Here is a 25,843-nt window from a genome sequence, read left to right as displayed (position 1 = left end):
ACGGTCCGCGGACGACCTACCGGTGGGCGGGGAACTCCACCACCTGCTGGTAGGTCGGGCGGTTCTGCCAGTGGACGGACTTCTGGGCGATGCCGCCCAGCGGCCGGTGGACGATCGCGTCCGAGCACCACTGCTCGCCGGCCTTGCAGTTGTCGTCGCCCGGGTAGACCTCCGCCGCCGGCTCGGCCGCGGCCTGCTTCAGGGAGGACAGCAGGGCGTCGCGGCAGCCGGCCAGGTCGCCGTTCCCGCAGTACGCCTTGGCCAGCGGTCCTTTGACGGGCTGTCCGAGGACCCGGCGCAGGTCCTTGTCCACGAAGCCCCACCAGCCGTACTGGAACGCCGAACCGCTGTGCGCCCCGCTCGGTCCATGGCTGGCCGCAGGGGACTCGTCGGTGGCGAGGTCGGCGGTCAGCGCCTCGTACAGCCCGTCGCCGAGGCCCGGCCGGAATTCGGCCTCGACCAGCTTCGGCCACCACGCGTCCATGATTCGTACCGCGTCGGCGTAGGTGTACGCGTGCGATCCGGGACTGCTCTCCCTGCGCTGCGAGCCGGCCGCCCGCCAGGACTCCAACTGCTGCACGACGGAGTTCAGTTCCGGGTCGGTGACCGGCCGGGAACGGATCACCTTCAGCAGTTCGGGCAGCAGCTGCTCGCCGCGCAGATCGGTGACCGCGGCCTGGGCCATCGCCCGGGTGAGGGAGGCGCGGGTCACGCCGCCCTCCTCGACCAGCTTCGCCACCCGGTCGTCCAGCAGATCGGCCCGGTGCACCGCGCCGAGCCCGAAGCCCGCGGCGGCATACCCCTTGGCCTGCTTGTTGTTCCAGGAGACGTAGTAGTCCTGGCCGCTGGAGTGCGGGTGCTCGGCGAACGGGGTGTACGCGGCGGTGTTGGCGGCCGGGTCGTACCCCTGCCACTCGTAGGCCCGCTCGGCCTTCACCGGCAGTGCCGGGTCGACGCCCGCCGCGCGCACCGGGTTCATGCCGCTGTTGTAGTACGCGGCGGTGCGGGAGTCGGCGTAGAACCAGTTGAACGCGTAGTCGATGTTGCTCGCCGCCCGCTGGAAGGAGGCGGCGTCCTTGACGTACGCGGGGTCGTTGAGCATCTGGAAGCCGATGATCGAGTCGGCTTCGTGGCGGTAGGTGGTGCGCAGCGAGGTGTACGCGACGGGCTTGCCGCCCACGGTGGCACGGTGGGTGACGATGCCGTAGTTCGTGCGCCGGACCTGCATCCGGTAGGAGCCCTTCGCCGTGGAGTCGGCGACGGTCGGCTTCCAGGAGTTGGTGCGCTCCAGGGTCTCCATGGCGGTACAGGTGCCGCGGTAGAGGTAGTGCGTGGAGTCCTTGGTGGGTGCGGCGCCGTCCGGCTCGCACAGGTCGATGGCGTAGGTGTCGGTGATGTCCTGACCGGCCGAGGTGGCGCTCCAGGCGTAGTCCTGGCCGCGGCCCATCTGGATGTACATGCCGACACCGGCGAAGGAGACACCGCGGGCGCTGATGCCGGGACCCTGGATCTCCTGGAGCATCATCAGCTGCGGGGCGAAGTAGCCGGTCTGCGGCCCGAACACGGCGATCGGGTTTCCGCCGGCGGTGTGCTTGCCGGAGACCAGCAGGGCGTTGGACATGCCGCGCTTCTGGGCGCCGGAGCCGGAACCGGGCAGCGAGCCCTCGGGGGCGACCCCGTCGTCGTAGATTCCCTGGGCCTTCCTGAGTGCGGCCGGGGCCTTGACGGGGGCCTTCCTGTCGGTGCCCGCGGAGCCGGTCCGGTCGTGGATCAGGGCTTCGGCCGTGACGGACCCGGCGTCGGGCAGCGCGGTGCCACGCGCCGTGGCGGGCCTGCCCGCGTACGGGAACGACGTGCCGTCATGGATCGTCAGTACGGCCTCGGGGTCCTCGCGCTGGCGGAACGACTCCCAGACCTTGGTGCCCTCGGCGACGCCGTACTTCTGCTGCGCGGAGAGCAGCGAGAGCGCCGCCTGCACCTCGCCGCCGCCACCTCCGCCGAACTGACCGCCGACCACGGAGGCGATGGAGATCAGGTCCGTCAGCCTGAACGGCTGGATCTCCCCGATGTTGGTGATGGCGTCTATCTTGCCGGTGAGCACGTACTCACCGGGGAAGTACCGGCCCTTCTTGGACTTCTCGCGGTACGCGTTGATGCCGTCGACATACGCCTGGGCGTCCGCCATGGCCTGTTCGCCGCGGGCGCCCTCGTGGGTCCTGATGTACTCGACCTGCGCTTCGAGATCCGCCTCGGTGTACGGCGCCTGCGGCCAGAACTGCTGCTCCAGGCCCTGATTGGCCAGCGCGCCACCGGCGAACGAGGTGAGTTCGCCGCGTCCGATGTGCCGGAAGAGGTCCATCAGCCAGAGCCGGTCCTGCCCGGCGGCGAATCCGGCGCCGAACTCGGTGCCGTAGCGGGTGGTTCCCTTGATGTGCGGGACACCGGACGCCTTGTCACGGGTGATGGTGACGTCGTCGCGCGGCGAGGTGACGGACTCGACCTGGCCCTTGGCGACACCGAACGAGGCGTCGTTGAAGAAATCGGTCAGCTTCTGGTCGGTGAGACCGGCGTGTCCGGCCACCAGGCCGTTGTAGCGGTCGAGTTGATCGTCGCTGTGGGCGGGGTGCGTACCGAACGCCTTGTTGCCGAGGATGTCGACCAGGGTGGCGTTGCCGTTCTCGCCGGGTGGGAGGATGTCGTCGCACTGCCCCTGGCAGTAGTCGGTGACGGGGGCTGGTTCCGCCGCCGCGGCGCCGGACTGCGGCGAGGCCGCGAGCAGGGTGGTGCCGAGCGCGAGGACCGCCGCGACGGTGGCGGCTCTGAACTTGACGGTGCGTGGGGGCATGCGTGCTCCTCCGAGAGGCCGATGCGCCGGAGGTTACCGACGGTATGACCCGCCGTTGAGGTGAACAACAGTCACCTTTTCCGAATCGTCACATGCGCAGCCACGGACCTCATGACGGTGGGACGCCCCGGATCGTGGACGTCGTCGCACATCGATGGATCCGGAACGGGCAGTCGTACGTCCATTCCTTGACGCCGAAGTACGAGCGACGGAGGTGACGGTGCAATGGCCGGATTCCGGAGTCTTGCGAGACAGGTCCGCGATCCGCTGGGCGACCTGGCCCTGCGACGGTATTCGCTGCGCAAGTGCCTGGAGAGGTTCGCCCCTTACGGGCATCGGGCGACCTGGGACCACCTGTGCGTCCGGCACGGGATCGAACCCGAGGACCGGTCCCCCGATCCCGCGCGACTGGTGCGCGCGCTGGACGAGCTGGAGGCGGCGCGGGCCGTCTGGCTCGGATACGAGGCGGGGTTCGCCGAGCGCCGCAGGCGGGAGAAGCACGAAGGACTGCGCAGGCCCGGTGCGTTCGACGACTGGCACCGGCGCACCTGGGGCGGGTACGGGATCGCGCGCTGCGAGGACCCGACGGTTCATCCCTCGGCACCCCTCGCCGAGGTTCTCGGCCGGCTGATCGCCGCCCTGGAGTCGGAGCCGGGGACGGTCTGCCCGGTGTGCGCCGGCGCCGAGATCACCTGGCGGCCGGACCTGCGGTCCGAGCCGTGGTCGGGGCCGGTCTGTGCGGGGTGCGGGATCCTGGTGCCGCAGCCGGTGCTCGCGCCCGGGGCGCTGCGCAAGGCCCGGAACGCGCGGCACCGGGACCTGGCGTCGGCGGCGTGACGGGCGGCGGGAGCGTCCGGCGGTCCGCCCGGCGCCCGATGGGGCGGGCCCGCGCCGCTACCGGGAGTCGGCCGACGGGCGCTCCGGCATCAGGCGCGAGCCGCTGATCCGCCGGCCCGACACGTCGTTCGGGTTGGAGAGCACACAGTTCTCCAGCGACAGGCAGCCGCAGCCGATGCAGTCGGTGAGGTGATCCCGAAGCCGAGCCAACTGCTCGATGCGCTCATCCAGTTCGGAGCGCCACGCGGCCGAGAGCCGCGCCCAGTCGTCGCGGTTCGGGGTGCGTTCCTCCGGGAGTTCGGCGAGGGCGTCCCGGATGGTGGCGAGCGGGATTCCGACCCGCTGTGCCGCACGGACGAACGCGACCCTGCGCAGCGCGTCCCTGGTGTAGCGGCGCTGATTGCCACTGGTGCGGCGGCTGCTGATCAGGCCCTTGGCCTCGTAGAAGTGCAGGGCCGAAACGGCGGCCCCGCTTCGCGCGGAAAGCTGGCCGACCGTGAGTTCATGAAGTGTCTGTGGGATCTGGGGCACCCCTCCCACCCTACGTGCCCGCCCCCGGCCGGTCCGTCGTTGACAGGAACGCACCCGGCAACCATGCTGAGCAAGCGCTTAGACAGGCGTGCGACGCCGGATGGCCGAGAGCTGGAAGGGCAGGGACATGGCAGAGCCGAGGATCTTCACGTCCGCACAGGAGCTGCGCGACGCAGTGGGCGAGCAGCTGGGCCACAGCGAGTGGCTGGCGATCGAGCAGAAGAGGATCGACCTCTTCGCCGAGGCCACGGGCGACCACCAGTGGATCCACGTGGACCCGGAGCGGGCCGCGACCGGGCCGTTCGGCACGACGATCGCGCACGGCTACCTCACGCTCTCGCTGCTGCCGGCCCTGGTGCCGCAGATCATGCGGGTCGAGGGCATGAAGATGGGCATCAACTACGGGACGAACAAGGTCCGCTTCCCGTCCACCGTGCCCGTGGGCTCCCGGCTGCGCGCGACGGCCGTCCTGGGGAGTGTCGAGGAGGCCGGGGGCGGTGTGCAGGTCACTGCCGTCGTCACGGTCGAGCGTGAGGGCGGCGACAAGCCGGTGTGCGTGGCCGAGTCGGTGTCGCGCTACTACTTCTGAGCCGCGCTCCCGCTTTCGACGACGCGACCGGTCGACGTCACCGCTCGGCGGCGACCATGCGCAGCACGAGGCCGGCGTACAGCTCACCGACCTCGTCCGGCGTCCGGCTGCCCTGCGCGTTGAACCAGCGCGCCACGTCGATGCAGAGCGAGAGCACCGCGAGCGTGGTGCCCGGGATGTCGGGGACGTCGAACTCCCCTGCCCGCACGCCCTCACTGATGATCCGGCGCACCACGGCGTCGCTCCTGCGGCGCAGCTCGACGATCTCGGCGCGATGTTCCTCGCCGAGGGCGTCGAGCTCGTACTGGACCACGCGGGCCGTGGTGTGCCGCTCGGCGTGCCAGCGGACGAAGGACCGCACGGCCTCGGCCAGCCGCTCGGCGGCCGTGCCGTCGCCGTCGGCGGCGGCCTCCAGGACGAACAGTGCACGGTCGTGACCGATCCTGCTGATCCGGTGGAGCAGCTCTTCCTTCGTCTTGTAGTGGATGTAGAGCGCGGCGGGACTCATCCCCGCCCGGCCGGCGATGTCACGGGTGGTGGTGGCGTGGTAGCCGCGCTCGGCGAAGGCGTCGACGGCGGCGACGAGGAGCCGCCTGGCCGCCTCGGGTGTCACCTCGGCCCACGGCGCGCCGTCGCCGTCGGTCTCCTCCGCCGTGCTCATCGTCACTCGCCCCTCTCATCAGCAGGACGAACACCATACCCCGAACCTGAGCAAGCGCTTAGAGCCTGTCCGGCGGGATCGTCAGAGCTTCTGGAAGGGATCGTGCTCGGCGAGGATCTTCTCCAGCCGGGCCTGGTCGACCCGGCTGACGATCTGCCCCGCCTCCTGACGGTCACGGATGACCTTGGCCAGGGTGAAGCAGGAGGTGACGAGGTAGAGGACGCCGATCGCGAGGAATCCGCGGACCCAGGCGTCGGCGTCCAGGAAGTAGATACCGAGGGCCACCGCGGCCATCGCCACCCCGAAGGACGCGACGGCCTGGCCGTAGAAGGCCGCGGTGCTCTGCTGCTTGACCGATGTTGTCTCACTCATGGCGCCCAGCATCGGCCGACGTGGTGTGCGCCACATCCGTCCCCGTACTCAGTCCGGTACTCAGACTCCCGTTCGACGAAGCGGCCGGGAGCCGAGGGGCTCAGAAGGCGGAGACCCCCGTCAGTGCGCGGCCGATGATGAGCTTCTGGATCTGGCTGGTGCCCTCGTACAGCGTCATCACCCGGGCATCGCGCAGCAGCTTGCCGACGGGGTACTCGTCGATGCAGCCGTAGCCGCCGAAGACCTGGAGCGCGTTGTTGGCGGCGCGGACGGCGGCCTCGGAGGCGAAGAGCTTCGCCTTGGAGGCGGCGGTGGCGAAGTCCTCGCCGCGGTCGACGAGGCCGGCCACCCGCCAGGTGAGCAGCCGGGCGGCGTCCACGTCCACGGCGATGTCGCTGATGAGTTCCTGGACGAGCTGGTGGCCCGCGATGGACTTGCCGAACTGCTCTCGCTCGCCCGCGTATCCCACGGCGGCGTCGAGGGCGGCCTGCGCGATGCCGACGCAGCCGGCCGCCACCGACATCCGGCCCTTGGCCAGGGCGGACATCGCCATGGAGAAGCCCTTGCCCTCCGGGCCCAGGAGCGCGCGGGCGGGGACGCGGACGTCCTCCAGGACCAGCTCGGCCGTGGCCTGGCCGCGCAGGCCGAGCTTGCCGTGGATGGTGCGCCGGCCGAGGCCCGGGGTGTCGGTGGGAACCAGGAAGGCGGATATGCCCCTGTGCCCGGGGGTGTCGCCGGTGCGGGCGAAGAGCAGCACCACGTCGGCCCAGGTGCCGTTGGTGATGAACATCTTGCTGCCGTTGATGACGTACGAGTCGCCGTCCCGGACGGCTTTCGTCGTCAGGCTCCCGGCGTCCGAGCCGGTACCGGGCTCGGTGAGGCCGAAGCAGCCGAGCGCCTCGCCCGCGGTGAGCCTCGGCAGCCAGTGTCGCTTCTGCTCCTCGTCGCCCCAGGCCGCGATGGTCTTGGTGACCAGGCCGAGGGAGACGGAGACGATGCCGCGGACCGAGGAGTCGCCGCGGCCGAGCTCCTCGGTGACCAGGCAGTAGGCGAGGTGGTCGCCGCCCGAGCCGCCGTACTCCTCGGGCACGGTCAGCCCGAGGAACCCGACCGAGCCCAGCTTCTTCACGATCGACTTGTCGACGTTCTCGGCCCGGTCCCAGTCCACGACGTGGGGAGCGATCTCACGGGCGACGAAGTCCCTGGCGAGCTGCCGGACGGCTTCCTGCTCCTCGTCGAGTTCCAGGTTCATCCTTCGTCTCTCCACTTTAATTAGCACTGCTAGTTTTCTGTGCGCAGGCCCTACTATGAGCCGCATGGCCCGACCGCGCAAGCCCCTGCTCAGCAGAGACCGGATCGTCGAGACGGCGAGCGCACTCGTGGACTCCGAGGGGCTCGACGCCGTCTCCACCCGTCGGCTCGCCGCCGAACTCGGGGTCAGCGGACCCTCGCTCTACAACCACTTCCGCAACAAGGACGAGATCCTGGACGCGGTCGCGGACGCCGTTTCCGCCCAGGTCGATCTGTCGATGTTCGACGCGTCGGACACCCGCGACTGGCGCGCCGCCCTGCACGACTGGGCCGTCTCCTATCGTGCGGCGCTCACCGAGCACCCGCACATCGTCCCGGTGCTCGCCCAGGGGCCCGGCCGCCGCCCGGCCGGCCTGCGGGTCGCCGACGCGGTCTTCGGCGCGATGGTGAGGGCGGGCTGGCCGCCCGCCCAGGCGACGTACATCGGGGCCCTCATGCGTTACTTCATCACCGGCTCGGCCCTCGGTTCGTTCGCCCGCGGCTTCGTCGACGACGAGACGGCGTACGACCCCGCCGACTATCCGCACCTGGGCCAGGCCCATCTGCTAGCCGAACGCCGTCAGAAGGTCGACGCGGGGGCGTTCGAGACCGGGCTGCGGGCCCTGGTCGACGGGCTCTCCCTCCAGTACGAGCAGCTCACGTCCGCCGGGACCGTTCGGCCGGCACCGAAGCGTTCCTGACGCATCCTGGAAAACATGGCACGCATGGCACATCCCGACCCGGCCGCGCCCCGGCTCGCCGCCCTGGCCGCGCTTCTCGCCGACGAGACCCGCGCCACCTTCTGCCTGGCCCTGCTCGACGGCCGCGCCTGGACCGCGGGCGAGCTGGCCAGGCACGCCTCTGTGGCACCGTCCACCGCCAGTGAACATCTCGGCAAGCTCGTCGCGGGCGGGCTGCTGGCCGAGGAGCGCCAGGGCCGCCACCGCTATCTGCGGCTCGCCGACGAGCGGACCGCGCACCTCGTCGAGGATCTGGCGGCCCAGGTGGTCCCCGGCTCCGCGGCCGAGCGGCCGCGCTCCCTGAGCGCGAGCGGTGCGGGCAGCGCGCTGGCCCGCGGACGCACCTGTTACGACCATCTCGCCGGCCGCATCGGCATCGCGATCGCCGACGCCATGACCGAACGGGGGCTGCTGGAGCAGGACACCGGCTTCGCGCTCACCGACGACGGAGTCGCCTGGTTCGGCGCACGGGGCATCGCACTGGAACCGAGGACGCGGCGTCCGCTCGTACGGAGCTGTCTGGACTGGACGGAACGCAGGCCGCACCTGGCGGGCGTCGCGGGCGCCGCGCTGTGCCGGCACGTGCTGGACTCCGGCTGGTGCGTCCGGATCGGGTCCGGACGCGCGGTGAAGGCGACACCGGCCGGGGAACGGGCGCTGTACGAACACCTCGGCATCGAGGCGTCAACAATTCGGTAGGGGCCGAATGGTCGCTGCCCTACGGTCGGCTCCATGACGACGACACCCGACCCGACGACGACGCCCTCGGCACCCCGTGACTGGCGGGCCCCCGCCGCGGCCTCCACCACCGTGCTGCTCTGGGCCTCCGCCTTCGTCTCCATCCGCAGCGCCGGCGAGGCGTACTCGCCCGGCGCGCTCGCGCTCGGCCGGCTGCTCACGGGCTCCCTGGCGCTCGGCGCACTCCTGCTGCTGCGGCGCGAGGGGATACCGCCGCGGGCCGCCTGGCCCGGGATCCTGAAGTCCGGACTGCTCTGGTTCGGCCTCTACATGGTGCTCCTCAACTGGGGTGAGCAGCAGGTCGACGCGGGCACGGCCGCGATGGTGGTGAACATCGGTCCGCTCCTGATCGCGCTGCTCGGTGCCCGGATGCTCGGGGAGGCGCTGTCCGGCAGACTGCTGACGGGCATGGCCGTGTCTTTCGCGGGCGCCGCGGTGGTCGGGCTCTCGATGTCCGGGCACGGGAGGGCGTCGGTGCTCGGCGTGGTGCTCTGCCTGCTGGCCGCGGTGGCGTGCGCCCTGGGGGTGGTCGGCCAGAAGCCGGCGCTGCGATACGGCTCCGCGCTACAGATCACCACATTCGGCTGCCTGGTCGGAGCCGTCGGCTGTCTGCCGTTCGCCGGCGCGCTGGTCTCCGACGTGGCCGAAGCACCCCTGTCCGCCACCCTCAACATGGTCTACCTGGGCCTCTTCCCGACCGCGCTGGCGTTCACCACCTGGGCCTACGCACTCGCCAGGACCACCGCGGGACGGATGGGCGCGACCACCTACGCGGTGCCCGCCCTGGTGGTGCTGATGTCCTGGCTGCTGCTGGACGAGGTACCGGCACCGCTGACCGTCGGCGGGGGGCTGCTCTGCCTGGCCGGGGTGGCGGTCTCCCGGCTGCGTACGCGCACCGGCCTCACACGGAGGATTCCGGCACCGCCGGTGGAGGGACGCCGACATGACGCGGAGCGCCAAGGAACCGGACGGCCGTAGGAGGACGAGGAACCGGCCCGCCGACGGCCGGGAAGCCGTGCGGGACGTCTCGCCGAGTGGGACGCAGCGCGGGTCGTACCGTCTCCCGGACCCGTGCGCGGCGAGGCCGTTGTTACGGCCTGGTGCACGACAGGGAGCCCGCTCGCTGTCGTGCACCAGGCCGTTAGCCACTCCACCCCGCCCGGTCGATGTCACCGCGCACTTCCCCGGGCTCGCACCGCTGGCCCGCACCACGGTGAGGCTGCACCCGCGCGCTGCCGCCCCGACGGTGTCGGACAGTTCGATCGGCGGTCCGCTGCTGTGGCCGGCGCGGGAACCGTGGCCCACCTGCCCGGACCACGGTGGCCCCTGGCAGCACGGCACTGCGCCCGAGGACGTACGGCTTCGGCGACGGATATTCGCCGAGGCGTGGCGCCGGCCCAGAGAGGAAGGCGCCGACCTGCTGAGCGCGCAGGAGCGCGCGACGGTCGACTGCGTCGGCAAGAGTTCGCGGATCCCCCAGGACGGCCAGGTCCCGATGGTGCCGCCGGCCCAGCTCTACGCCGCGCACGTGCCCGATCTGCCGCTCCCGGACGGCACTGATCTGCTGCTGTGGTGTCCGTTCGACCACGACGAGGACCACCTGCCCCGGACCGAACTGCGTCGGCGGACCGCCGCCGACATCACCGATCCGCTCGGCGCCGCCCCGCAGCCCTCGGTGATCGGCAACGACGACCACCTGCCCGAACCGTGCGTGCTGCACCCCGAGACGGTCACCGAGTACCCGGCCCCGCACGAGCTGCGCGAGGAACTGGCGGAGCGGATCGAGACCTGGGAGGACGAGGGCTTCCGTCCGCCCCCACGACTCGGAACACCGGAACCGGGCTCAGAACACCACGAGCGCGCGACCGCCCCTGCCCTCGATCATGTGGTCGAAGGCCGTGGGGATGCCGTCCAGCGCGATCCGCTCGGTGACCATCATGGACAGGTCGAACCTGCCCGCCCGGATGTGTTCGGCGAGGATCGGCAGGTCACGGGCCGGATCGCTGTTCCCGTACACACAACCCGTCAGCGAGCGGCCCCAGTGGAAGATCTCCAGGGCGTTGAAGGACACCAGTTGGTCCTTGCCGCCGATGCCGACGACCGTGGTGCGGCCGCCGCGGCGGGTGGAGTCCCAGGCGCCGCGGATGGTGACGGGCCGCCCGACGCACTCGACCGCCACGTCCGCGCCCTGGCCGTCGGTGAGCTTGCGGATCGCGCGCGGGGTGGTGTCGGAGGCGAGCACGAAGTCGGTGGCGCCCGCCCGCCGGGCCAGTTCCTCCTTCCCGGGGGACACATCGACCGCGATGATCTTCGAGGCGCCTGCGATCCGGGCGGCCTGGAGCACGGCGAGGCCCACCCCGCCGATGCCGAAGACGACGACGGACTCACCGGGGCGGACCCGGGCGCTGTGGTGGACCGCGCCGTATCCGGTGAGGACCGCGCAGCCGAGCAGCGCGGCGTCGGTGAGCGGGACACCGTCCGGGGCGGGCAGCACGCACTTCGCGGCGACGACGGTCTCCTCGGCGAACGCGGCCACGTTCAGGCCGGGACGGAGTGCCGTGCCGTCGGCGGTACGGGCATGGATGCCCGCCGCACCGGACAGCGCGTCGACGCAGAGCCAGACCTCACCGATCCCGCAGTGGTGACAACTTCCGCAGGAGGGCGCCCAGTTGAGCACGATCCCGTCGCCGGGTGCGACATGGGTGACGTCCTCACCGACCGAGACGACGGTGCCCGCGCCCTCATGCCCGAGGACGGCGGGTACGGGCACCCGCATGGTGCCGTCGGACAGCGAGAGGTCGGAGTGGCAGACCCCCGCGGCGGCGAGACGGACACGCACCTGGCCGGGGCCTGGCTCCGGGAGTTCGATGTCGGTGATCTCCAGGGGAGCCCCGACGGCGGGCAGTACGGCGGCGCGGACCACGAACGGGCTCCTTGACGGTCGGCAGCGAGCGAGCAGGGTCGGGAAGGTCAGAACTGGAAGGACTTGGTCTGCAAGTACTCCGCGAGCCCGTGCGAACCGAGTTCGCGGCCCACGCCGGACTGCTTGTACCCGCCGAACGGGGCGAGCGGGTTGAACCGGCCGCCGTTGATGTCGACCTGCCCGGTGTCCATCCGGCGTGCGAATGCGACGGCCGTCGCGTCGTCGGCGGCCCAGACGGCGCCCGCGAGACCGTACACCGTGCCGTTGGCGATCCGGAGTGCGTCGTCCTCGTCCTCGTACTTCAGGATCGAGACGACCGGGCCGAAGATCTCCTCCTGGGCGATGGTCATCTCCGGAGTCACGTCGGCGAACACGGTGGGGCTGACGAAGTAGCCCTGCTCACAGGGGGCTTCGGGTCCGCCTGCGACGAGGCGGGCACCCTCCTCGATGCCCTTCTCGATGTAACCGCGCACCCGGGCCTGCTGCTTGGCATTGACGACGGGGCCGACCCGCTCCCCCGGCACGTACTTGGCGACGGCGGTGGCGGCGAGGGCGACGGCCTCCTCGTAGCGCTCGCTGTCGACCAGCATCCGGGTCCAGGCACTGCACGTCTGGCCGGAGTTGGACATCACGTTGGCGACGCCGACGTTGACGGCCCGAGCCAGATCGGCTGAGGGCAGGATGACGTTGGCGGACTTGCCGCCGAGCTCCAGGGCGACGCGCTTGACCGCACCGCCCGCGACGGCGCCGATCTGCTTGCCGACGGCGGTGGAGCCGGTGAAGGAGACCAGGTCGACGCCCTCGTGCACGGCGAGGGCCTGTCCGGCGACCGGGCCGAGGCCGGTGACCAGGTTGAAGACACCGGCGGGCAGACCGGCCTCCTCGGTGGCCTCCGCGAAGAGCTGGGCGGTGAGCGGGGTGTCCTCGGCGGGCTTGAGGACGATCGCGCATCCCGCGGCGAGTGCGGGTGCGACCTTGGCGACGATCTGGTGCAGCGGGTAGTTCCACGGGGTGATGGCCCCGACGACACCGACGGGCTCCAGCAGGACGGTGGAGTTGCCGTGCTTCTCCTCGAAGGCGTACGAGGCGGCCAGCTCCGCGTACGAACCGGCGACCAGGACCGGCAGACCCGCGTGCACCGTGCGCGACAGCGGGAGCGGCGAGCCCAGTTCGGCGGTGATCGTCTCCGCGATCTCGTCCTGGCGGGCGGCCAGCACGTCGCGCAGGGCCCCGATCCGCGCGGCGCGCTCGGCGGGTGCGGTGGCGGCCCAGGCGGGGAGAGCGCCGCGGGCGGCCCGTACCGCGACGTCGACGTCCTCGGCCGTTCCCGCCGGGACATGGGCGATGACCTGTTCGTCCGCCGGATTCACGACCGCGATGGTGTCCCGTCCCGCGGCGGGCCGCCAGGTCCCGTCGATGTACATGCCGTCGTGGGCCTTCATGGCTGTTCCTCCCGGACACGGTTTGCGGACGGTGTCACCCGCACCCAAACTAGCGCCGTTAGTTTTCGGGCGCCAGAGACGCCCGTCACGTGAGCCCCGGCGATGCGCACCCGGTGTGCGTCGCGGGGGCTCGACAGCACCCCGGTGACGGGCTCCTCCCGGCGTCCCGGGGCGGGGATCGGTCCGCCTCGCGCGGCCGGCGCCGGGCGCGGGTCCCGGCACCGGCCTTCTCGACACCGCCGCGGGCGCGGTGGGCGGCGGCCGCGGTCAGCCGAGCTCCGCGGGCTCCGCGCCGGGACTCTCGAACTGGGTGCGGTACAGCTCCTCGTACCGTCCGCCCGCCGCGAGGAGTTCTTCGTGGGTTCCCCGCTCCGTGATCTGCCCGTTCTCCACGACCAGGATCAGGTCGGCCGCCCGTACGGTGGAGAGCCGGTGGGCGATCACGATCGCGGTACGTCCGGCCAGCGCTTCGGTGAGCGCCTCCTGGACCGCGGCCTCGGAGGTGTTGTCCAGGTGGGCGGTGGCCTCGTCGAGGATGACGACGCGCTGGCGGGCCAGGAGCAGCCGGGCGATCGTCAGCCGCTGGCGTTCGCCGCCGGAGAGCCGGTAGCCGCGTTCACCGACGACGGTGTCGAGCCCGTCGGGCAGTGAGGCGACCAGACCGTCCAGGCGCGAGCGGCGCAGCGCGTCCCAGAGGTCCTCCTCGGTGGCTTCGGGTCGGGCGAGCACGAGGTTCGCGCGGACCGACTCGTGGAAGAGGTGGCCGTCCTGCGTCACCATGCCGAGGGTGTCGCGCAGGGTGTCGGCGGACAGATCGCGTACGTCGATGCCGCCGATGCGCACGGAACCCTCGTCCGTGTCGTACAGGCGCGGCAGCAGTTGCGCGATCGTCGACTTGCCCGCGCCGGACGAGCCGACGAGCGCCACCGTCTGGCCGGGTTCGGCGCGGAAGGAGACTCCGCGCAGCACTTCACCGCCACCGCGGGTGTCGAGGGTCGCGACGTCCTCGAGCGAGGCGAGGGAGACCTTGTCGGCGGACGGGTAGCCGAACCGGACCTGGTCGAACTCCACGGCCACCGGCCCCTGAGGGACCGTCCGCGCGTCCGGCTTCTGGTCGATGAGCGGCTTGAGGTCGAGGACCTCGAAGACCCGCTCGAAGCTGACGAGGGCGCTCATCACCTCGACGCGTGCCCCGGCGAGGGAGGTGAGCGGCGCGTACAGCCGGGTCAGCAGCAGGGCGAGGGCGACGACCGCCCCCGCGTCCAGTTGCCCGCGCAGCGCGTAGAACCCGCCGAGCCCGTAGACGAGCGCGAGTGCCAGCGCCGACACCAGGGTGAGGGCGGTGATGAACGCGGACTGGGCCATGGCCGTGCGCACCCCGATGTCACGCACCCGGCCCGCTCTGGCGGCGAACTCGGCGGATTCGTCGGCGGGCCGGCCGAAGAGCTTGATCAGTGTGGCGCCGGGTGCGGAGAAGCGCTCGGTCATCCGGGTGCCCATCGCGGCGTTGTGCGCCGCCGCCTCGCGCTGGAGCCGCGCCATCCGGGCACCCATACGGCGCGCGGGCAGTACGAACACCGGCAGCAGCACCAGCGCGAGCACGGTGATCTGCCAGGAGATGGAGAGCATCACACCGAGGGTGAGGAGCAGCGTCACGACATTGCTCACGACGCCGGACAGGGTGTTGCTGAAGGCGCGTTGGGCTCCGATGACGTCGTTGTTGAGGCGGCTGACGAGCGCACCCGTGCGGGTGCGGGTGAAGAACGCGATCGGCATGCGCTGCACATGGTCGAAGACGGCGGTGCGCAGATCCAGGATCAGCCCCTCGCCGAGGTTGGCCGAGAGCCACCGGCCGACCAGTCCGAGCGCCGCCTCCGCCACGGCGATCACGGCGATGAGCAGGGACAGCCGAGTGACGGTGCCCCCTTCCTTTCCGGCCACGATCGCGTTCACGACGCGGCCGGCCAGGATCGGGGTGGCGACCGCGAGGAGCGCCGTCGCCACGCTCAGGACCAGGAAGAGGGCGACCCGGCGCCGGTGCGGTCGGGCGAACGCGGCGATGCGCCGCAGGGTGGCTCGGTCGAAGGGGCGTCGGTCCGCTTGCGCGTTCATGACGTTGTGGAGCTGCGTCCACGCGGTGGCTTCCATGCTCATGGGAGGAACGTACGACCTCCAGTGGACTTGAGGTCAACGCCAGGGTCCGATCGGCTCCCGAGGTCCGCTTCCCGGATCCGGGGGGCACCGGGCAAAGAACGCGGCACGGGGCCCCGCTCGCCGATCCGGCCCGATCCGGCCCGATCCGAGGACCCTAGACGTCGAGCCCCGGAACCTCCTTGGGCAGGGGGCAGATCCGGCGGCCGTGGTGGTCGAAGACGTACAGATGGGCGAGGTCGACCAGGAGCGGTACCTGTCCGCCGGTGCGCAGCCGCATGTCGGGGCCGGTACGGACGACGAGGTCGGCTGCCGTGATCGCGGGGCGGTCCGGGCCCCGGGTGGCGCCCGGGTCGTTCTCCGGGCGGGGCTCGTCGAGGCCGACGACGGGCCGGCCGATGTACCCGATGGTGCGTTCCCTGAGGCGTTCCAGTACGCCGACCCCGCCACCGGGGCCGGTGCGACGCCGACGTGGGGCGGCTCTGCCGGGGCGGGCCGATTCGAGTTCGGGGACCACGGCGGGCCGCGATCCCGTGTCGAGGTGGACCAGTGCCTCGTGGCCCTGGTACTCGACATGCTCGACGATGCCGCTCAGCGCGACCTCGCCGGGGCGGGCCTGGCTGGGCGGGGCGATCCTGGCGGCCTCGGAGCGCAGTCCGACGATGAGCCGGCGGCCCTGCTGGATGCGGAGCAGTTGGTGGTCCGGGCTGAGCGGTTCGGGCAGCGGCAGCCGCTGACGGCCGAGGTCGATCGACATGCGCCCCTCCAGCGGGGCATGGACGACGGCCTGCAACAGGTTGATGCGCGGGGTGCCGATGAACGCGGCGACGAAGACGTTCTCGGGCAGGGCGTAGACCTCGCGCGGCGGGCTCACCTGCTGGAGCTGTCCGCCACGCATCACGGCGACCCGGTCGCCCAGCGACATCGCCTCCGCCTGATCATGCGTCACATAGACGGTGGTGACACCCAACTCCTTTGTGAGGTGCGCTATTTCGGCCCGCAGATGGTTGCGCAGTTTCGCGTCGAGGTTGGAGAGGGGCTCGTCCATCAGGAAGACGGAGGGGCGGCGCGAAATGGCCCGGCCCATGGCGACCCGCTGGCGTTCACCGCCGGAGAGCTGACCGGGATAGCGGTCGAGAACCGTTTCGATGCCGAGCATCCTGGCCGTGTGCTCGACGCGGTCGGTGTGGTCCAGGCCGGGGTTCTCCAGCTTCAGTGGGAAGCCGATGTTGGCCCGGTTGGTCATGCTCGGATAGAGCGCGAAGTTCTGGAAGACCATGGCCATCCCGCGTTCGCGGGGCGCCAGGTCGTTGGCGTGTTCGCCGTCGAGCAACAGCTCGCCCTCGGTGATCTCCTCCAGGCCGGCGATCATGCGGAGCACGGTCGACTTGCCGCACCCCGAGGGGCCGAGCAGGACGACGAATTCGCCCGGGTCGACGGAGAGTGAGAGACGGTCGACGGCACGCGTGGTCCGTCCGTACGTCTTGCTGACATTGTGCAGGGAGATGGCGCGAGTCATGTGGTTCCGCCCGGGGCTGGTGGGGTGGAGCGGTGGGCAGCGGCTGCAGTGGGCCGAAATTAGCCCACGGTCCCGGGTGGTGGGAATGACTCGCGCAAAGGTTGCGCGGTCCTGGGGTGGGTGAGCCGGAATTGTCAGGTGCGGTTCCGGCTCTCCGCGGGCGGTCGGTGCCGGGACACCGGCCCGGCCGGGGCCGCTTCGGCGTTTCGGGCACGTTTGGCGGCGACGGCCGCCGAGACGATCAGGGCGGGTGCGCTCGTACGCGCCATGGTGCCGTCCCGTCCGGAGATCACATACCCGGTGGCGCTCCCGCGGCCGCGGCGGGCGTCACCGTGACCGGGATGCCGTTGAGCACGGCGGTGCCGGAGAGCGGGTCGAGCCTGCTGCCGTCGAGGAGTTGGTTGACGTTGACGCCGGGGTGGGCTGCGGCGAGGGACAGCCGGGTGCCGGGGCGGTCGTGCCCCCACCCGTGCGGGAGGCTCACCACTCCGGTCCGTACGCCGTCGTCGATCTCGACCGGCACGGTCACCGCGCCGCCGTCAGACGCGACGGTGGCCGGGGCCCCGTCCGCGAGCCCGAGCCGGGCCGCGTCGGCGGAATGCATCTGCAGCGTGCAGGCGTTCGAACCGCCGCTCAGTTCGGCGATGTTGTGCATCCAGCTGTTGTTGGATCGCAGATGGCGGCGGCCGACGAGAAGGAGCGCGTCCGGTCCGTGCCGGTCGGCGAGGGCGCGGCGGAGTCTCGGCAGGTCGGCGGCGATCGGCGCGGGGAGGAGTTCGACGCGCCCGCTGCGGGTGGCGAGGACCTCGGGGATCCGGGGCCGGAGCGGGCCGAGATCGATGCCGTGCGGGTGGGCGAGCAGGCGCTCCAGGGTCAGGCCCTCGGGATCGGCGCCGAAGCCTTCGCCGTACGGGCCGAGGCGGAGCATCAGGTCGAGTCGGCGCTCGGGGCCGGTGCGGCCGGTGAGGGCGGCGGAGAGTTCGGCGGGGACGCGGCCGTGCACGGGCGAGTGCGGGTCGGCGACGGCCCTGGTCAGCATCCGGTCGATGACCACGGTGTCGACGGTGGACGGGGCGGCGCCGTGCATCCCGGAGACCGCGAGGACGAGCCGGGCGAGGATCTCGCTCTCGTCGAGCAGACCGGCGCCGAGGGGGACGGCGGGGCGGGTGTAACGGACCTGGTTGCGCACGGCGAAGGCGTTGAACGCGAAATCGAAGTGGGCGCTCTGCGAGGGCGGCGGCGGAGGCAGCACCACGTCCGCGTGCCGCGAGGTCTCGCCCAGGTACGGGTCGACGACGACCATGAAGTCGAGCCCGGCCAGGGCCCGGTCGAGCCGGTCGCCGTCGGGGGCGGAGAGTACGGGGTTGGCGGCGAGGACGATCAGGGCGCGGATCCGGCCCTCTCCCGGTGTCTCGATCTCCTCGGCCAGCGCGGAGATGGGCAGTTCGCCCTTGGCCTCGGGGTGTCCGGAGACCCGGCTCGTCCAGCGCCCGAGGGCGAAGCCCTGCCGGGAGCGGCGGGACGGGGGGTGCGGGCGGTGGCGGAGAGCGGGAAGAGCGCGCCGCCGGGGCGGTCGAGGTTGCCGGTGAGGATGTTGAGGACGTCGACCAGCCAGCTGGCGAGGGTGCCGTGCTCGACGGTGCAGCTGCCGATGCGCCCGTAGACGGCGGCGGTGCGGGCCGCGGCCAGTTCACGGGCGATCGTACGGATGGTGGCGGCCTCCATGTCACAGGCCCCGGCGACCGCCTCGGGCGTGAACTCCTTCACGGCGTCGGCGGTTTCGTCGATCCCTTCGACATGCCCGGCGAGTGCGCCGGTCGCGGTGAGCTTCTCCTCGAAGAGGACATGGGTGAGCGCGGCGAGGAGGAGGGCGTCGGTACCGGGACGGATGGCGACGTGCCGGTCGGCGAGGCGGGCGGTTCGGGTACGGCGCGGGTCGACGACGGTGAGGGTGCCGCCGCGGCGACGCAGCGCCCTCAGCCTGCCGGGGAAGTCGGGGGCGGTGCAGAGACTGCCGTTGGATTCGAGGGGATTGGCGCCGAGGAGGAGCAGATGGTCGGTGCGGTCGAGGTCGGGCACCGCGATGGCGTTCGGGTCACCGAAGAGCAGTCCGCTGGAGACGTGCTTGGGCATCTGGTCGAGGGTGCTCGCGGTGAACAGGGAACGGGTACGGAGTGCGGAGAGCAGGACGGAGGGATAGAGCGCGCCGGCCATGGTGTGCACGTTCGGGTTGCCGAGGACGACGCCGACGGCCTGCTGCCCGTGTTCCTGGGCCAGTGCGGGCAGGGTGTCGGCGATCACGTCGAACGCCTCGCTCCAGCTCGCCTCCGTCAGGCGGCCGTTCTTGCGGACGAGCGGGGCGCGCAGCCGGTCGGGGTCGGCGTCGAGCCCGCCGATGGACGCACCCTTGGGGCAGATGAAGCCGCGGCTGAGGACATCGTCCCGGTCGCCCCGGGCACCGGTGACCCTCGTCCCCTCGATGGTGAGGGTGAGTCCGCAGGTGGCCTCGCACAGGGGGCAGATGCGCAAAGCGGTGCGGGAGCTGCTGAGTTCGTGCGACATGGGCCCTCCCCGGGGCGGCGACAGCGGTGGCGCGCGTACGTGGGCAAGCACGGTCGAGCATACCGACCGGTACGCACGGCGGGGAGACGCAGTCGCGACGATGTCGGCGATCCCTGGAAGGAACCCTCCCGCTCAGTCCAGGGCCTGGGCCAGGTAGGCCCGGATCAGGACGCGGGTCTCGGCGACGATGGCCCGGTCGCCCGCCGGGTCGGTGCGGAAGGCGAGTTGGAGAAGGGCGTCGGCGGCCTCGACGCAGACGAGGACCGTCCGGAGCAGGTCGTCGTCGGGGGTCCGGCCGAGGTGCCCGGAGAGCAGTTCGGTGAGCCGGCCCGCCACCCGGCGGTTGGCTTCACTGGCCGGGTCGTCGTCGGGTGCGGGTGCGCCGAAGTCGACGAGCGCGAAACCGGCCACGGAGCGCTTCATCGCCAGGTACTCGTCCAGGACGGCGTCGATGGCGCTGCGCCAGTCGGCGGCCTCGATGGCGGCGAGGCGGGCGGTGATGCGTTCGGCGTAGCTGTCCAGGTTGCGTCGGGCGAGCGCGTCGGTCAGCGCGCGCTTGTTGGAGAAGAACCGGTAGACGGAGCCGATGGGGACCTCGGCGCGGACGGCGACGGCCCGGGTGGACAACTGCTCGTAGCCGGTCTCGTCGAGGAGTTCGGCGCAGGCGTCGAGTATCCGCGCGAGGCGTTCGGCACTGCGCTGCTGCACGGGGGCGCGGCGGAGGTTCGTGTTCGCTTGGGGCACGGGCTCCATCATGCCGTGGGTCTCCTCTGCGGGTGACGGGTCGGTGCGGGGCGCGGCCGTCATGCGATGAACAGGGAGAGCCCGCCGATGGTGTAGGCGATCATCAGGACCAGCAGCGGGAGTTGCCCCGCGACGGCCCGGCCGGGCGGGAAGAGGCGCACGGACCGGTCGTGGGCGGCGATGACCCCGAGTACGTGCCCCAGGACGATCGCGGCGACCTGGAGCGTGGCGACGCCGCCGGGCCCGAGCGGCGGCTCGGGCGGGAGCGGATCGTCAGTGCCGGATGCCACCATGACTGTGCGTGGCCCTTCGGTGACGAAGAGCGTGAAGTAGTGCGCGACGAGATAGCCGAGGGCGATCGGGACGAGCGAGTGCGCGAAGGAGGTGAGGGGGTCGACGAGTCGGCCGGAGATCAGCCGGGTGGCGCCGGTGCAGAGGGCGTAGAAGGTGGCCACGAGGGCGACGGCGCCCAGGAGCCCGAGCGTGGCGGCGGTGGTGCGGCCCATGGGTGAGGTCTGGACGGTGGTGATCCAGGAGGGGGCGTCGGAGAAGCCGTCGTAGGCGGTGGAGCCGAGCATGACGCAGACGGTGGCGACGAGTCCGGGAATCTGCGGGGTGCCGTCGAGGCCGTTGAACGGGGAGCGGAGCACGAGGCGGCGGTCGGTGGTGCGACGGCCGAGCGGGGAGAGCCGGGCGAGCAGGGCCGAGTAGACCTCGAACGCGTCCGCCCGGTCGAACCATCCGGCACCGTACCGGGCGGCGCCGGCGAGGTGGACGGCGGTGTAGAGGGAGAGGAAGAGCAGGAGGGTGGTGGTCGACGCGGGGTCGGGGGCGACGAGTTCGAGCCAGGTGAAGGCGAGGAGCCCGGTCGCGGCGGGCCAGAGACCGAGGCGTTCGGGAAGGGGGCGGCCTGCGGCGGGGTCACGGCCGAGCGCGCGGCAGCCGAGGAGGTGGACGGTACGGAGCGGGTTGAGCGGTCGCCAGACGGGGCCGAGCAGGAGTGAGGCGGGGACGAGCCCGACCCAGAGGAGTACGTAGACGGCACCGGGGGCCGGGTTGCGGTCCGGGTCGTCCGGTCCGAGGAGGAGGTGGAGCGTGACGAACGAGGCGGCGGCCAGCCCGAGTACGCGCACGGCGGTACGGGTGGGCCGGGCGTCGGCGAGACGCTGGACGGCCGCCGGGACCGGGCGGCCCGCCCGGTCGCCGCGGAATCGGGAGGCGGACCAGAGCAGGCCGAGCGCGAGGAAGGAGACGAAGAGCGCGGCGAAGGCTCCCGCGAAGGCGTAGAAGGGGGACAGCGGAAGGTCGTGCTGGGCACCGATGCCATGGGCGAGGACGCTCACCGTACGACGAGTTGGGTCAGGAGCAGGTCGGACTCGTGCGTCTCGACCTCGAAGAGCCCGGTGCGGTCGGCGGTGAAGGTGAGGGAGACGGTCTTTCCCGCGGGCAGTCGGGACTCCTTGTCGTAGCCGTGGACATGGAGGGTGTCGGCGCGGTCGCTGCGGACCCGGAGCTCGACGGTCCGGCCCTTCTCGATCTCGGTGCGGCCGGGGGCCGGGCTGACCCTGCCGTGGGAGACAACGATCTCCAGGGTCGTGTCGGGCCGGGGCGATGCGGGCGGCGCCGTTTCGGAACGGGGATCGACGGGGGCGGAGGGCTGTGCGGTGGCGGCGAGGGAAGCGGCGGCCTGGACGGGGGCGGAGCCGACGGCCCAGGCGGTGTGGTCGTCGGCGTAGAGCCGGGCGGTGAGGCCGGTACCGCCACCGGCGCTGCGGACGAGGGACGCGGGAAGGTGGTACCAGGGGCCGTAGACCCGGGCGAGGGGGCGGCCGTCGAGGAACAGCCGGGCGTGGCCGCGCCCGAGAAGGGCGGCGCCGCCCACGCTGTCCGGGGTGAACCGGAAGTTGCGTACGGAGAGATGGACGTTCCACCCGTCCTCGGAGTCCGGCCGCACGGCGACCGTCACCGCGGGGGCACCCTTGGCGTCGACCTGGCGCAGCCGGTGGCCGGAACCGTCGTCGGCCGTCAGGAGCCGGCCGACGCTGCCGCCGGCCTGCTCGTGGCTGGTGCCGGGTTTGTGGTGGGTGGTGGCCCGCCCGCCACAGGCGCTCGCACCGAACACGAGGACGCCTGCGGTGAGCACGGTGACGGCACGGAGGGCGGTGCGGGTGAACCGGTCGGAACGCCCGTGCCCGCGAGAGCGGTTCATGATGCGTCTCCTTCAGGAGCGGACGTCGGGGTGGCGGGTTGCGCCGGGGCCGGGGCGCGGCCCGAGCCCCGGGCCGGCACCGCGCCCGGGTCCGGCACCGCGTCCTGCGCCGACGGGCCCCTTCCGTCCGACGCACCCGGGCCGCCGTCGGGCGCACCCCGTCCGCCGTGGCGTTCGTCGCCCCGTTCGCCGTGCCGGGCGGAGGCCACCACGGCCCACACCACCCAGATCACACCGAGCAGTCCACGCACCCAGGCCGGGCTGAGGGGAATCCACGGGATCATGAACACGGCCTTGTCGACGGCGTCGAGCAGGGTGAGCGCCCCCAGGACCACCGTGGTCCAGCCCAGCCAGGGCCGTTCACCCCGCAGCGCCAGCCCGATCCCCGTCCACCACACCCCGGTCAGCAGCAGGGCCAGCGCGGGCACATGGGTGGCGGCCAGCCCCGTGGTCGATCCGGCCACATCCAGTCCGAGGCCGATCGCACCGAGCACCGTGACCACGGTCGCGAGCCGGCTGTCGCGCAGTCTGCGCCACCACAGCACCCCGCCGACCAGCGCGAGCACCACCGCGACCGCCAGCGCCAACTGCACCTCGATGCGCTCGATGCGCTCGATGCCCCGTGCTCCGTACCAGTCGCAGCCGGCCGGCAGCCGCCGGGCCTGCACGTTGTAGTCGGCGCAGACCAGCAGTTGGGCGAGTTTGACCGGCTCGCCGACGAGCCGGTCGGTGCGCCCGGACACGGCGCCGCGCTCGGATCCGCAGCCGGGCAGGGCGCGCGGGGAGGACGGACCGGTGTCGGACTGCCAGCAGTTGCCGTCGCCCTGGCCGTCCCACCACACGTCGGAGCGGTTGGGCCGGGAGTTGCCCGCCCTGTCCGTGCCGAGGTGGTTGCCCGCGTACCGGTTGTGGTGGGAGGTGTCGGTCTGCTCGGACAGCGCGTTCTCGCCGCGGATGAAGGCCGGGACCGCGCTCAGGAAGAACGCGGCGCGTTTCTGACCGTAGATCCAGTTGTTCTCGTACAGGTTCCAGTTGCCGCCCGCGGTGATGATGCCGGTGCCCGGCGGCATGGAGATCTGCGGGCAGACGACCCCGTCCTCGTACCCCCGGTCCACGGGCGGCTTGGCACAGGTACCGTCGGCGACGTACGGGTAGTAGTCGGCGTTGTTGTCGTGGATCAGGTTGCGTTCGAAGCGGGCGTGGTTCTGGGGCAGTCCGGGGTGGCCGGGGAAGGCGCTGTCCATCGAGGCGCCGCCCATGTTGTGGTCGAACTCGTTGTCGTGGACGTGGACGGAGTCGCCCGCGGTGCCGGAGTAGCCGACCATGTTGTGGTGGCTGCGGCAGCCGGTGATCTCGATCGAGTAGCGCGGCACCTCGTAGCCGTACCCGTCGTTGATGTTCGACGCGCTGCCGGGGTAGATGCCCGAGTCCCCGTTGCCGTACGACTCGCAGTTCTTGTACAGCCCGTGGTCGCTCGCGAAGGTCAGAAAGCCGTATTCGTCGTTCCACCGGGTGAGGACGGAGTCGATGACGAAGCCGTCCTGGGCGAGGACGTACAGGGAGTTGAACGTGGTGCGCTGGGCGGTGAAGTTCTTGAAGTAGACGCCATCGGAGCCGTCCGCGCGGATCGCGTTGAGCTTCTGGTACTTGGCGTCGATGACGACATCCGTGCGCTCGGCGCCCGTCCCCTCGATCTGGAGGTCCTTCTTCCCGAGGATCGCCACCAGGTTCTGGTTGTGCGGGCACCGCGCCTGCTGCGCGTAGGACAGGATCTGGTAGCCGAGTTTGGAGTTGGGCGCCTTCAGCCGGGCGCACTCCCCCGTCGGCTTGGGCAGCGAGGGCTCCTCCTCGTACAGGCCGGGCAGGATCGCGATGTTCATGCCGGGCCTGCCGACCGCGTCGACGGCCTGCTGCAGATGGCGGTAGCCGGACTTCTGGCAGCGGTCGAACAGCTTCAGGTTCCGGGCCCGCAGTTCCTGCGGAAATCCGGATATGCGGCGTTCGAAGTCCGCCCGGTCGCTCTTGCAGACCAGCAGATCCGGTTCGCCGGTGCGATACACGGGGACGCTGCCGGTTCCGTCGGGCAGGGTGACCGGTCGTTCCTCGTGCGCCTGGGCGGCCGGAGCCGCGAGGAGGGCGGCGACGAGCGCCGCCAGGACCACCAGGAGTCTTCGTGTCCACGACATGTGCGGGAGAGTAGAGCATTGTTCAACTCTTGCAACCCCCTTGTGCGCCCTGAATACCGTTGACGCGCCCCGTTCCGATTCCTACGGTTGTCCATAGGATTCCTTCGGCACCGGGAGCGCACATGAGCGGCATCGAGCAGGCGAGGAAGACGGCGGAAGGGCTGGAGCATTCCGCCGGTTTCGGCAATCAGCACAGCTCGCAGGCGGTGCCGGGAGCGCTGCCGATCGGCCGCAACTCGCCTCAGCGCGCGCCCCTCGGGCTCTACGCGGAGCAGCTGAGCGGCTCGGCCTTCACCGAACCACGGGCGCACAACCGCCGTTCCTGGCTCTACCGAATCCGTCCGTCGGCCGCTCATCCGCCGTTCGCCCGCATCGACAACGGCGCGATCCGGACCGCCCCGTTCACCGAATCCGTGCCCGATCCCAACCGGCTGCGCTGGGATCCGCTCCCCGAGCCCGCGCCCGGGACGGACTTCCTGACCGGTCTGTGGACCCTCGGCGGCAACGGCGACGCGACGCAGCGCACCGGCATGGCCGTGCATCTCTACCACGCCAACGCGTCCATGACCGACCGGGTGTTCAGCGATTCGGACGGCGAGCTGCTGATCGTCCCGGAGCGGGGCGGCCTGCTGCTCCGTACCGAACTGGGGCTGCTGCGCGCCGATCCGGGGCACATCGCACTGATCCCGCGCGGCGTCCGCTTCCGCGCGGAGCTGCTCGATGCCACCGCCCGCGGTTACGTCTGCGAGAACTACGGCCAGCCGTTCACGCTCCCCGACCTCGGCCCGATCGGCGCCAACGGCCTGGCGAACGCCCGGGACTTCCTCGCCCCCGTCGCCGCGTACGAGGACGCCGAACGTCCGGTGGAGGTGGTGAACAAGTTCTGCGGGAATCTCTGGTCCGCGACCTATGACCACTCGCCGCTGGATGTGGTCGCCTGGCACGGCAACCACGCTCCCTACGTCTACGATCTGCACCGTTTCAACGTCATCGGCTCGATCAGCTACGACCACCCCGACCCGTCGATCTTCACGGTGCTGACCGCGCCGTCCGACACCCCCGGTCTGGCAGGTGTCGACTTCGTCGTCTTCGCGCCGCGCTGGCTGGTCGGCGAGGACACCTTCCGGCCCCCGTACTTCCACCGCAACGTGATGAGCGAGTACATGGGCCTGATCGAGGGCGCGTACGACGCGAAGACGGCCGGCAAGGGCGGTTTCGTCCCGGGCGGCGGCTCGCTGCACAACATGATGTCGGCGCACGGCCCGGACCGGGAGACCTTCGACCGGGCGAGCGCGACGGAGCTGAAACCGCAGAAGGTCGATGACGGTCTCGCCTTCATGTTCGAGACCCGCTGGCCGGTGACGGCGACCGGGCAGGCGGCGACCGCCGGGCATCTGCAGCACGGCTACGACGACGTGTGGCAGGGTCTGAGCCGCAGCTTCAGGCCGTAGGCAACGACGCCGCTTCCCGGCCCCCGCGTCGTCGCGGCCACCGTGTCGCAGTA

At 71.6% G+C, this 25,843-nt stretch carries 19 protein-coding genes and 1 pseudogene; 6 read left to right on the top strand and 14 right to left on the bottom strand.

The annotated features are described in order from the left end of the window. Window positions 1-16 precede the first annotated feature (16 nt). Window positions 17-2,845, bottom strand: coding sequence for a penicillin acylase family protein (locus tag ACIOHC_RS14540; RefSeq protein WP_401842896.1), 2,829 nt, complete (start codon window positions 2,843-2,845; stop codon window positions 17-19). Between the two features lie 225 nt (window positions 2,846-3,070). On the opposite strand from ACIOHC_RS14540, the gene ACIOHC_RS14535 reads away from it, so the two are divergent. Next, entirely contained in the window at window positions 3,071-3,682 is a 612-nt protein-coding gene (locus ACIOHC_RS14535; protein WP_351074867.1) for a hypothetical protein, read from the top strand. A gap of 57 nt (window positions 3,683-3,739) precedes the next feature. Here ACIOHC_RS14535 and soxR read toward each other — a convergent pair whose 3' ends face one another. Further along, entirely contained in the window at window positions 3,740-4,213 is a 474-nt protein-coding gene (gene soxR / locus ACIOHC_RS14530) for a redox-sensitive transcriptional activator SoxR (protein ID WP_351074866.1), read from the bottom strand. A 127-nt stretch (window positions 4,214-4,340) separates the two neighbouring features. Between soxR and ACIOHC_RS14525 the strand changes: the two genes are divergently transcribed. Continuing rightward, entirely contained in the window at window positions 4,341-4,802 is a 462-nt protein-coding gene (locus ACIOHC_RS14525) for a MaoC family dehydratase (RefSeq protein ID WP_351074864.1), read from the top strand. 37 nt (window positions 4,803-4,839) lie between these two features. Here ACIOHC_RS14525 and ACIOHC_RS14520 read toward each other — a convergent pair whose 3' ends face one another. From ACIOHC_RS14520 to ACIOHC_RS14510, 3 genes are all read right to left on the bottom strand, one after another. Beyond that, entirely contained in the window at window positions 4,840-5,463 is a 624-nt protein-coding gene (locus tag ACIOHC_RS14520) for a TetR/AcrR family transcriptional regulator (protein ID WP_365690923.1), read from the bottom strand. Between the two features lie 81 nt (window positions 5,464-5,544). Next, the gene (locus ACIOHC_RS14515) at window positions 5,545-5,835 is read right to left on the bottom strand and encodes a YiaA/YiaB family inner membrane protein (RefSeq protein WP_351074861.1); all 291 of its coding nucleotides are present in this window, start codon (window positions 5,833-5,835) and stop codon (window positions 5,545-5,547) included. Between the two features lie 100 nt (window positions 5,836-5,935). Then, the gene (locus ACIOHC_RS14510; protein WP_389637161.1) at window positions 5,936-7,087 is read right to left on the bottom strand and encodes an acyl-CoA dehydrogenase family protein; all 1,152 of its coding nucleotides are present in this window, start codon (window positions 7,085-7,087) and stop codon (window positions 5,936-5,938) included. Window positions 7,088-7,151: 64 nt separating this feature from the next. Between ACIOHC_RS14510 and ACIOHC_RS14505 the strand changes: the two genes are divergently transcribed. From ACIOHC_RS14505 to ACIOHC_RS14495, 3 genes are read left to right on the top strand one after another with little or no spacing between them, the layout of a single operon-like run. Further along, a complete protein-coding gene (locus ACIOHC_RS14505; protein ID WP_351074859.1) occupies window positions 7,152-7,826 on the top strand; it encodes a TetR/AcrR family transcriptional regulator in 675 nt (224 codons plus the stop codon). A 15-nt stretch (window positions 7,827-7,841) separates the two neighbouring features. Then, the gene (locus tag ACIOHC_RS14500) at window positions 7,842-8,564 is read left to right on the top strand and encodes an ArsR/SmtB family transcription factor (RefSeq protein ID WP_389637163.1); all 723 of its coding nucleotides are present in this window, start codon (window positions 7,842-7,844) and stop codon (window positions 8,562-8,564) included. 33 nt (window positions 8,565-8,597) lie between these two features. Next, window positions 8,598-9,581: a DMT family transporter gene (locus ACIOHC_RS14495; RefSeq protein WP_351074857.1), complete on the top strand. Its 984-nt coding sequence runs from the start codon at window positions 8,598-8,600 to the stop codon at window positions 9,579-9,581. Window positions 9,582-10,446: 865 nt separating this feature from the next. On the opposite strand, the gene ACIOHC_RS14490 is transcribed toward ACIOHC_RS14495, so the two are convergent. From ACIOHC_RS14490 to ACIOHC_RS14450, 9 genes and pseudogenes are all read right to left on the bottom strand, one after another. Further along, on the bottom strand, window positions 10,447-11,526 hold the full coding sequence (locus ACIOHC_RS14490; protein WP_365690917.1) for a Zn-dependent alcohol dehydrogenase: 1,080 nt from the start codon (window positions 11,524-11,526) through the stop codon (window positions 10,447-10,449). A 47-nt stretch (window positions 11,527-11,573) separates the two neighbouring features. Beyond that, window positions 11,574-12,968, bottom strand: coding sequence for an aldehyde dehydrogenase family protein (locus ACIOHC_RS14485; RefSeq protein WP_401842892.1), 1,395 nt, complete (start codon window positions 12,966-12,968; stop codon window positions 11,574-11,576). 267 nt (window positions 12,969-13,235) lie between these two features. Then, a complete protein-coding gene (locus ACIOHC_RS14480; RefSeq protein WP_365690916.1) occupies window positions 13,236-15,122 on the bottom strand; it encodes an ABC transporter ATP-binding protein in 1,887 nt (628 codons plus the stop codon). Between the two features lie 154 nt (window positions 15,123-15,276). Continuing rightward, entirely contained in the window at window positions 15,277-16,638 is a 1,362-nt protein-coding gene (locus tag ACIOHC_RS14475; RefSeq protein ID WP_351074850.1) for an ABC transporter ATP-binding protein, read from the bottom strand. Window positions 16,639-16,927: 289 nt separating this feature from the next. Continuing rightward, window positions 16,928-19,200: pseudogene (locus ACIOHC_RS14470) on the bottom strand (molybdopterin-dependent oxidoreductase). 132 nt (window positions 19,201-19,332) lie between these two features. Next, window positions 19,333-19,953, bottom strand: coding sequence for a TetR/AcrR family transcriptional regulator (locus ACIOHC_RS14465; RefSeq protein WP_365690945.1), 621 nt, complete (start codon window positions 19,951-19,953; stop codon window positions 19,333-19,335). A 50-nt stretch (window positions 19,954-20,003) separates the two neighbouring features. After that, window positions 20,004-21,287, bottom strand: coding sequence for a hypothetical protein (locus tag ACIOHC_RS14460; protein WP_401842890.1), 1,284 nt, complete (start codon window positions 21,285-21,287; stop codon window positions 20,004-20,006). After that, window positions 21,284-22,153, bottom strand: a complete 870-nt coding sequence (locus ACIOHC_RS14455; RefSeq protein WP_401842889.1) for a hypothetical protein — start codon at window positions 22,151-22,153, stop codon at window positions 21,284-21,286. Before ACIOHC_RS14455 ends, ACIOHC_RS14460 begins: the two co-directional genes overlap by 4 nt. Continuing rightward, on the bottom strand, window positions 22,150-24,339 hold the full coding sequence (locus ACIOHC_RS14450; protein WP_401842888.1) for a right-handed parallel beta-helix repeat-containing protein: 2,190 nt from the start codon (window positions 24,337-24,339) through the stop codon (window positions 22,150-22,152). The genes ACIOHC_RS14455 and ACIOHC_RS14450 overlap by 4 nt, the downstream gene beginning before the upstream one ends. Window positions 24,340-24,461: 122 nt before the next feature. On the opposite strand from ACIOHC_RS14450, the gene hmgA reads away from it, so the two are divergent. Beyond that, window positions 24,462-25,790 (top strand): homogentisate 1,2-dioxygenase, encoded by a 1,329-nt coding sequence (hmgA, locus tag ACIOHC_RS14445; RefSeq protein ID WP_389637173.1) that lies wholly within the window; start codon window positions 24,462-24,464, stop codon window positions 25,788-25,790. Window positions 25,791-25,843 lie beyond the last annotated feature (53 nt).

This window comes from Streptomyces sp. NPDC088252 (assembly GCF_044740965.1).
Taxonomy (GTDB): domain Bacteria; phylum Actinomycetota; class Actinomycetes; order Streptomycetales; family Streptomycetaceae; genus Streptomyces.
This window is presented reverse-complemented; position numbering and strand designations above follow the sequence as displayed.

Bases quoted from the DNA above. Each gene is read 5' to 3' on its own strand.
- hmgA (WP_389637173.1), top strand. From the start codon at position 24,462: ATGAGCGGCATCGAGCAGGCGAGGAAGACGGCGGAAGGGCTGGAGCAT.
- ACIOHC_RS14485 (WP_401842892.1), bottom strand. From the start codon at position 12,968: ATGAAGGCCCACGACGGCATGTACATCGACGGGACCTGGCGGCCCGCC.
- ACIOHC_RS14520 (WP_365690923.1), bottom strand. From the start codon at position 5,463: ATGAGCACGGCGGAGGAGACCGACGGCGACGGCGCGCCGTGGGCCGAG.
- ACIOHC_RS14495 (WP_351074857.1), top strand. From the start codon at position 8,598: ATGACGACGACACCCGACCCGACGACGACGCCCTCGGCACCCCGTGAC.
- ACIOHC_RS14540 (WP_401842896.1), bottom strand. From the start codon at position 2,845: ATGCCCCCACGCACCGTCAAGTTCAGAGCCGCCACCGTCGCGGCGGTC.
- ACIOHC_RS14450 (WP_401842888.1), bottom strand. From the start codon at position 24,339: ATGTCGTGGACACGAAGACTCCTGGTGGTCCTGGCGGCGCTCGTCGCC.
- ACIOHC_RS14505 (WP_351074859.1), top strand. From the start codon at position 7,152: ATGGCCCGACCGCGCAAGCCCCTGCTCAGCAGAGACCGGATCGTCGAG.
- ACIOHC_RS14500 (WP_389637163.1), top strand. From the start codon at position 7,842: ATGGCACGCATGGCACATCCCGACCCGGCCGCGCCCCGGCTCGCCGCC.
- ACIOHC_RS14455 (WP_401842889.1), bottom strand. From the start codon at position 22,153: ATGAACCGCTCTCGCGGGCACGGGCGTTCCGACCGGTTCACCCGCACC.
- ACIOHC_RS14480 (WP_365690916.1), bottom strand. From the start codon at position 15,122: ATGAGCATGGAAGCCACCGCGTGGACGCAGCTCCACAACGTCATGAAC.
- ACIOHC_RS14525 (WP_351074864.1), top strand. From the start codon at position 4,341: ATGGCAGAGCCGAGGATCTTCACGTCCGCACAGGAGCTGCGCGACGCA.
- ACIOHC_RS14510 (WP_389637161.1), bottom strand. From the start codon at position 7,087: ATGAACCTGGAACTCGACGAGGAGCAGGAAGCCGTCCGGCAGCTCGCC.
- ACIOHC_RS14475 (WP_351074850.1), bottom strand. From the start codon at position 16,638: ATGACTCGCGCCATCTCCCTGCACAATGTCAGCAAGACGTACGGACGG.
- ACIOHC_RS14535 (WP_351074867.1), top strand. From the start codon at position 3,071: ATGGCCGGATTCCGGAGTCTTGCGAGACAGGTCCGCGATCCGCTGGGC.
- ACIOHC_RS14465 (WP_365690945.1), bottom strand. From the start codon at position 19,953: ATGGAGCCCGTGCCCCAAGCGAACACGAACCTCCGCCGCGCCCCCGTG.
- ACIOHC_RS14515 (WP_351074861.1), bottom strand. From the start codon at position 5,835: ATGAGTGAGACAACATCGGTCAAGCAGCAGAGCACCGCGGCCTTCTAC.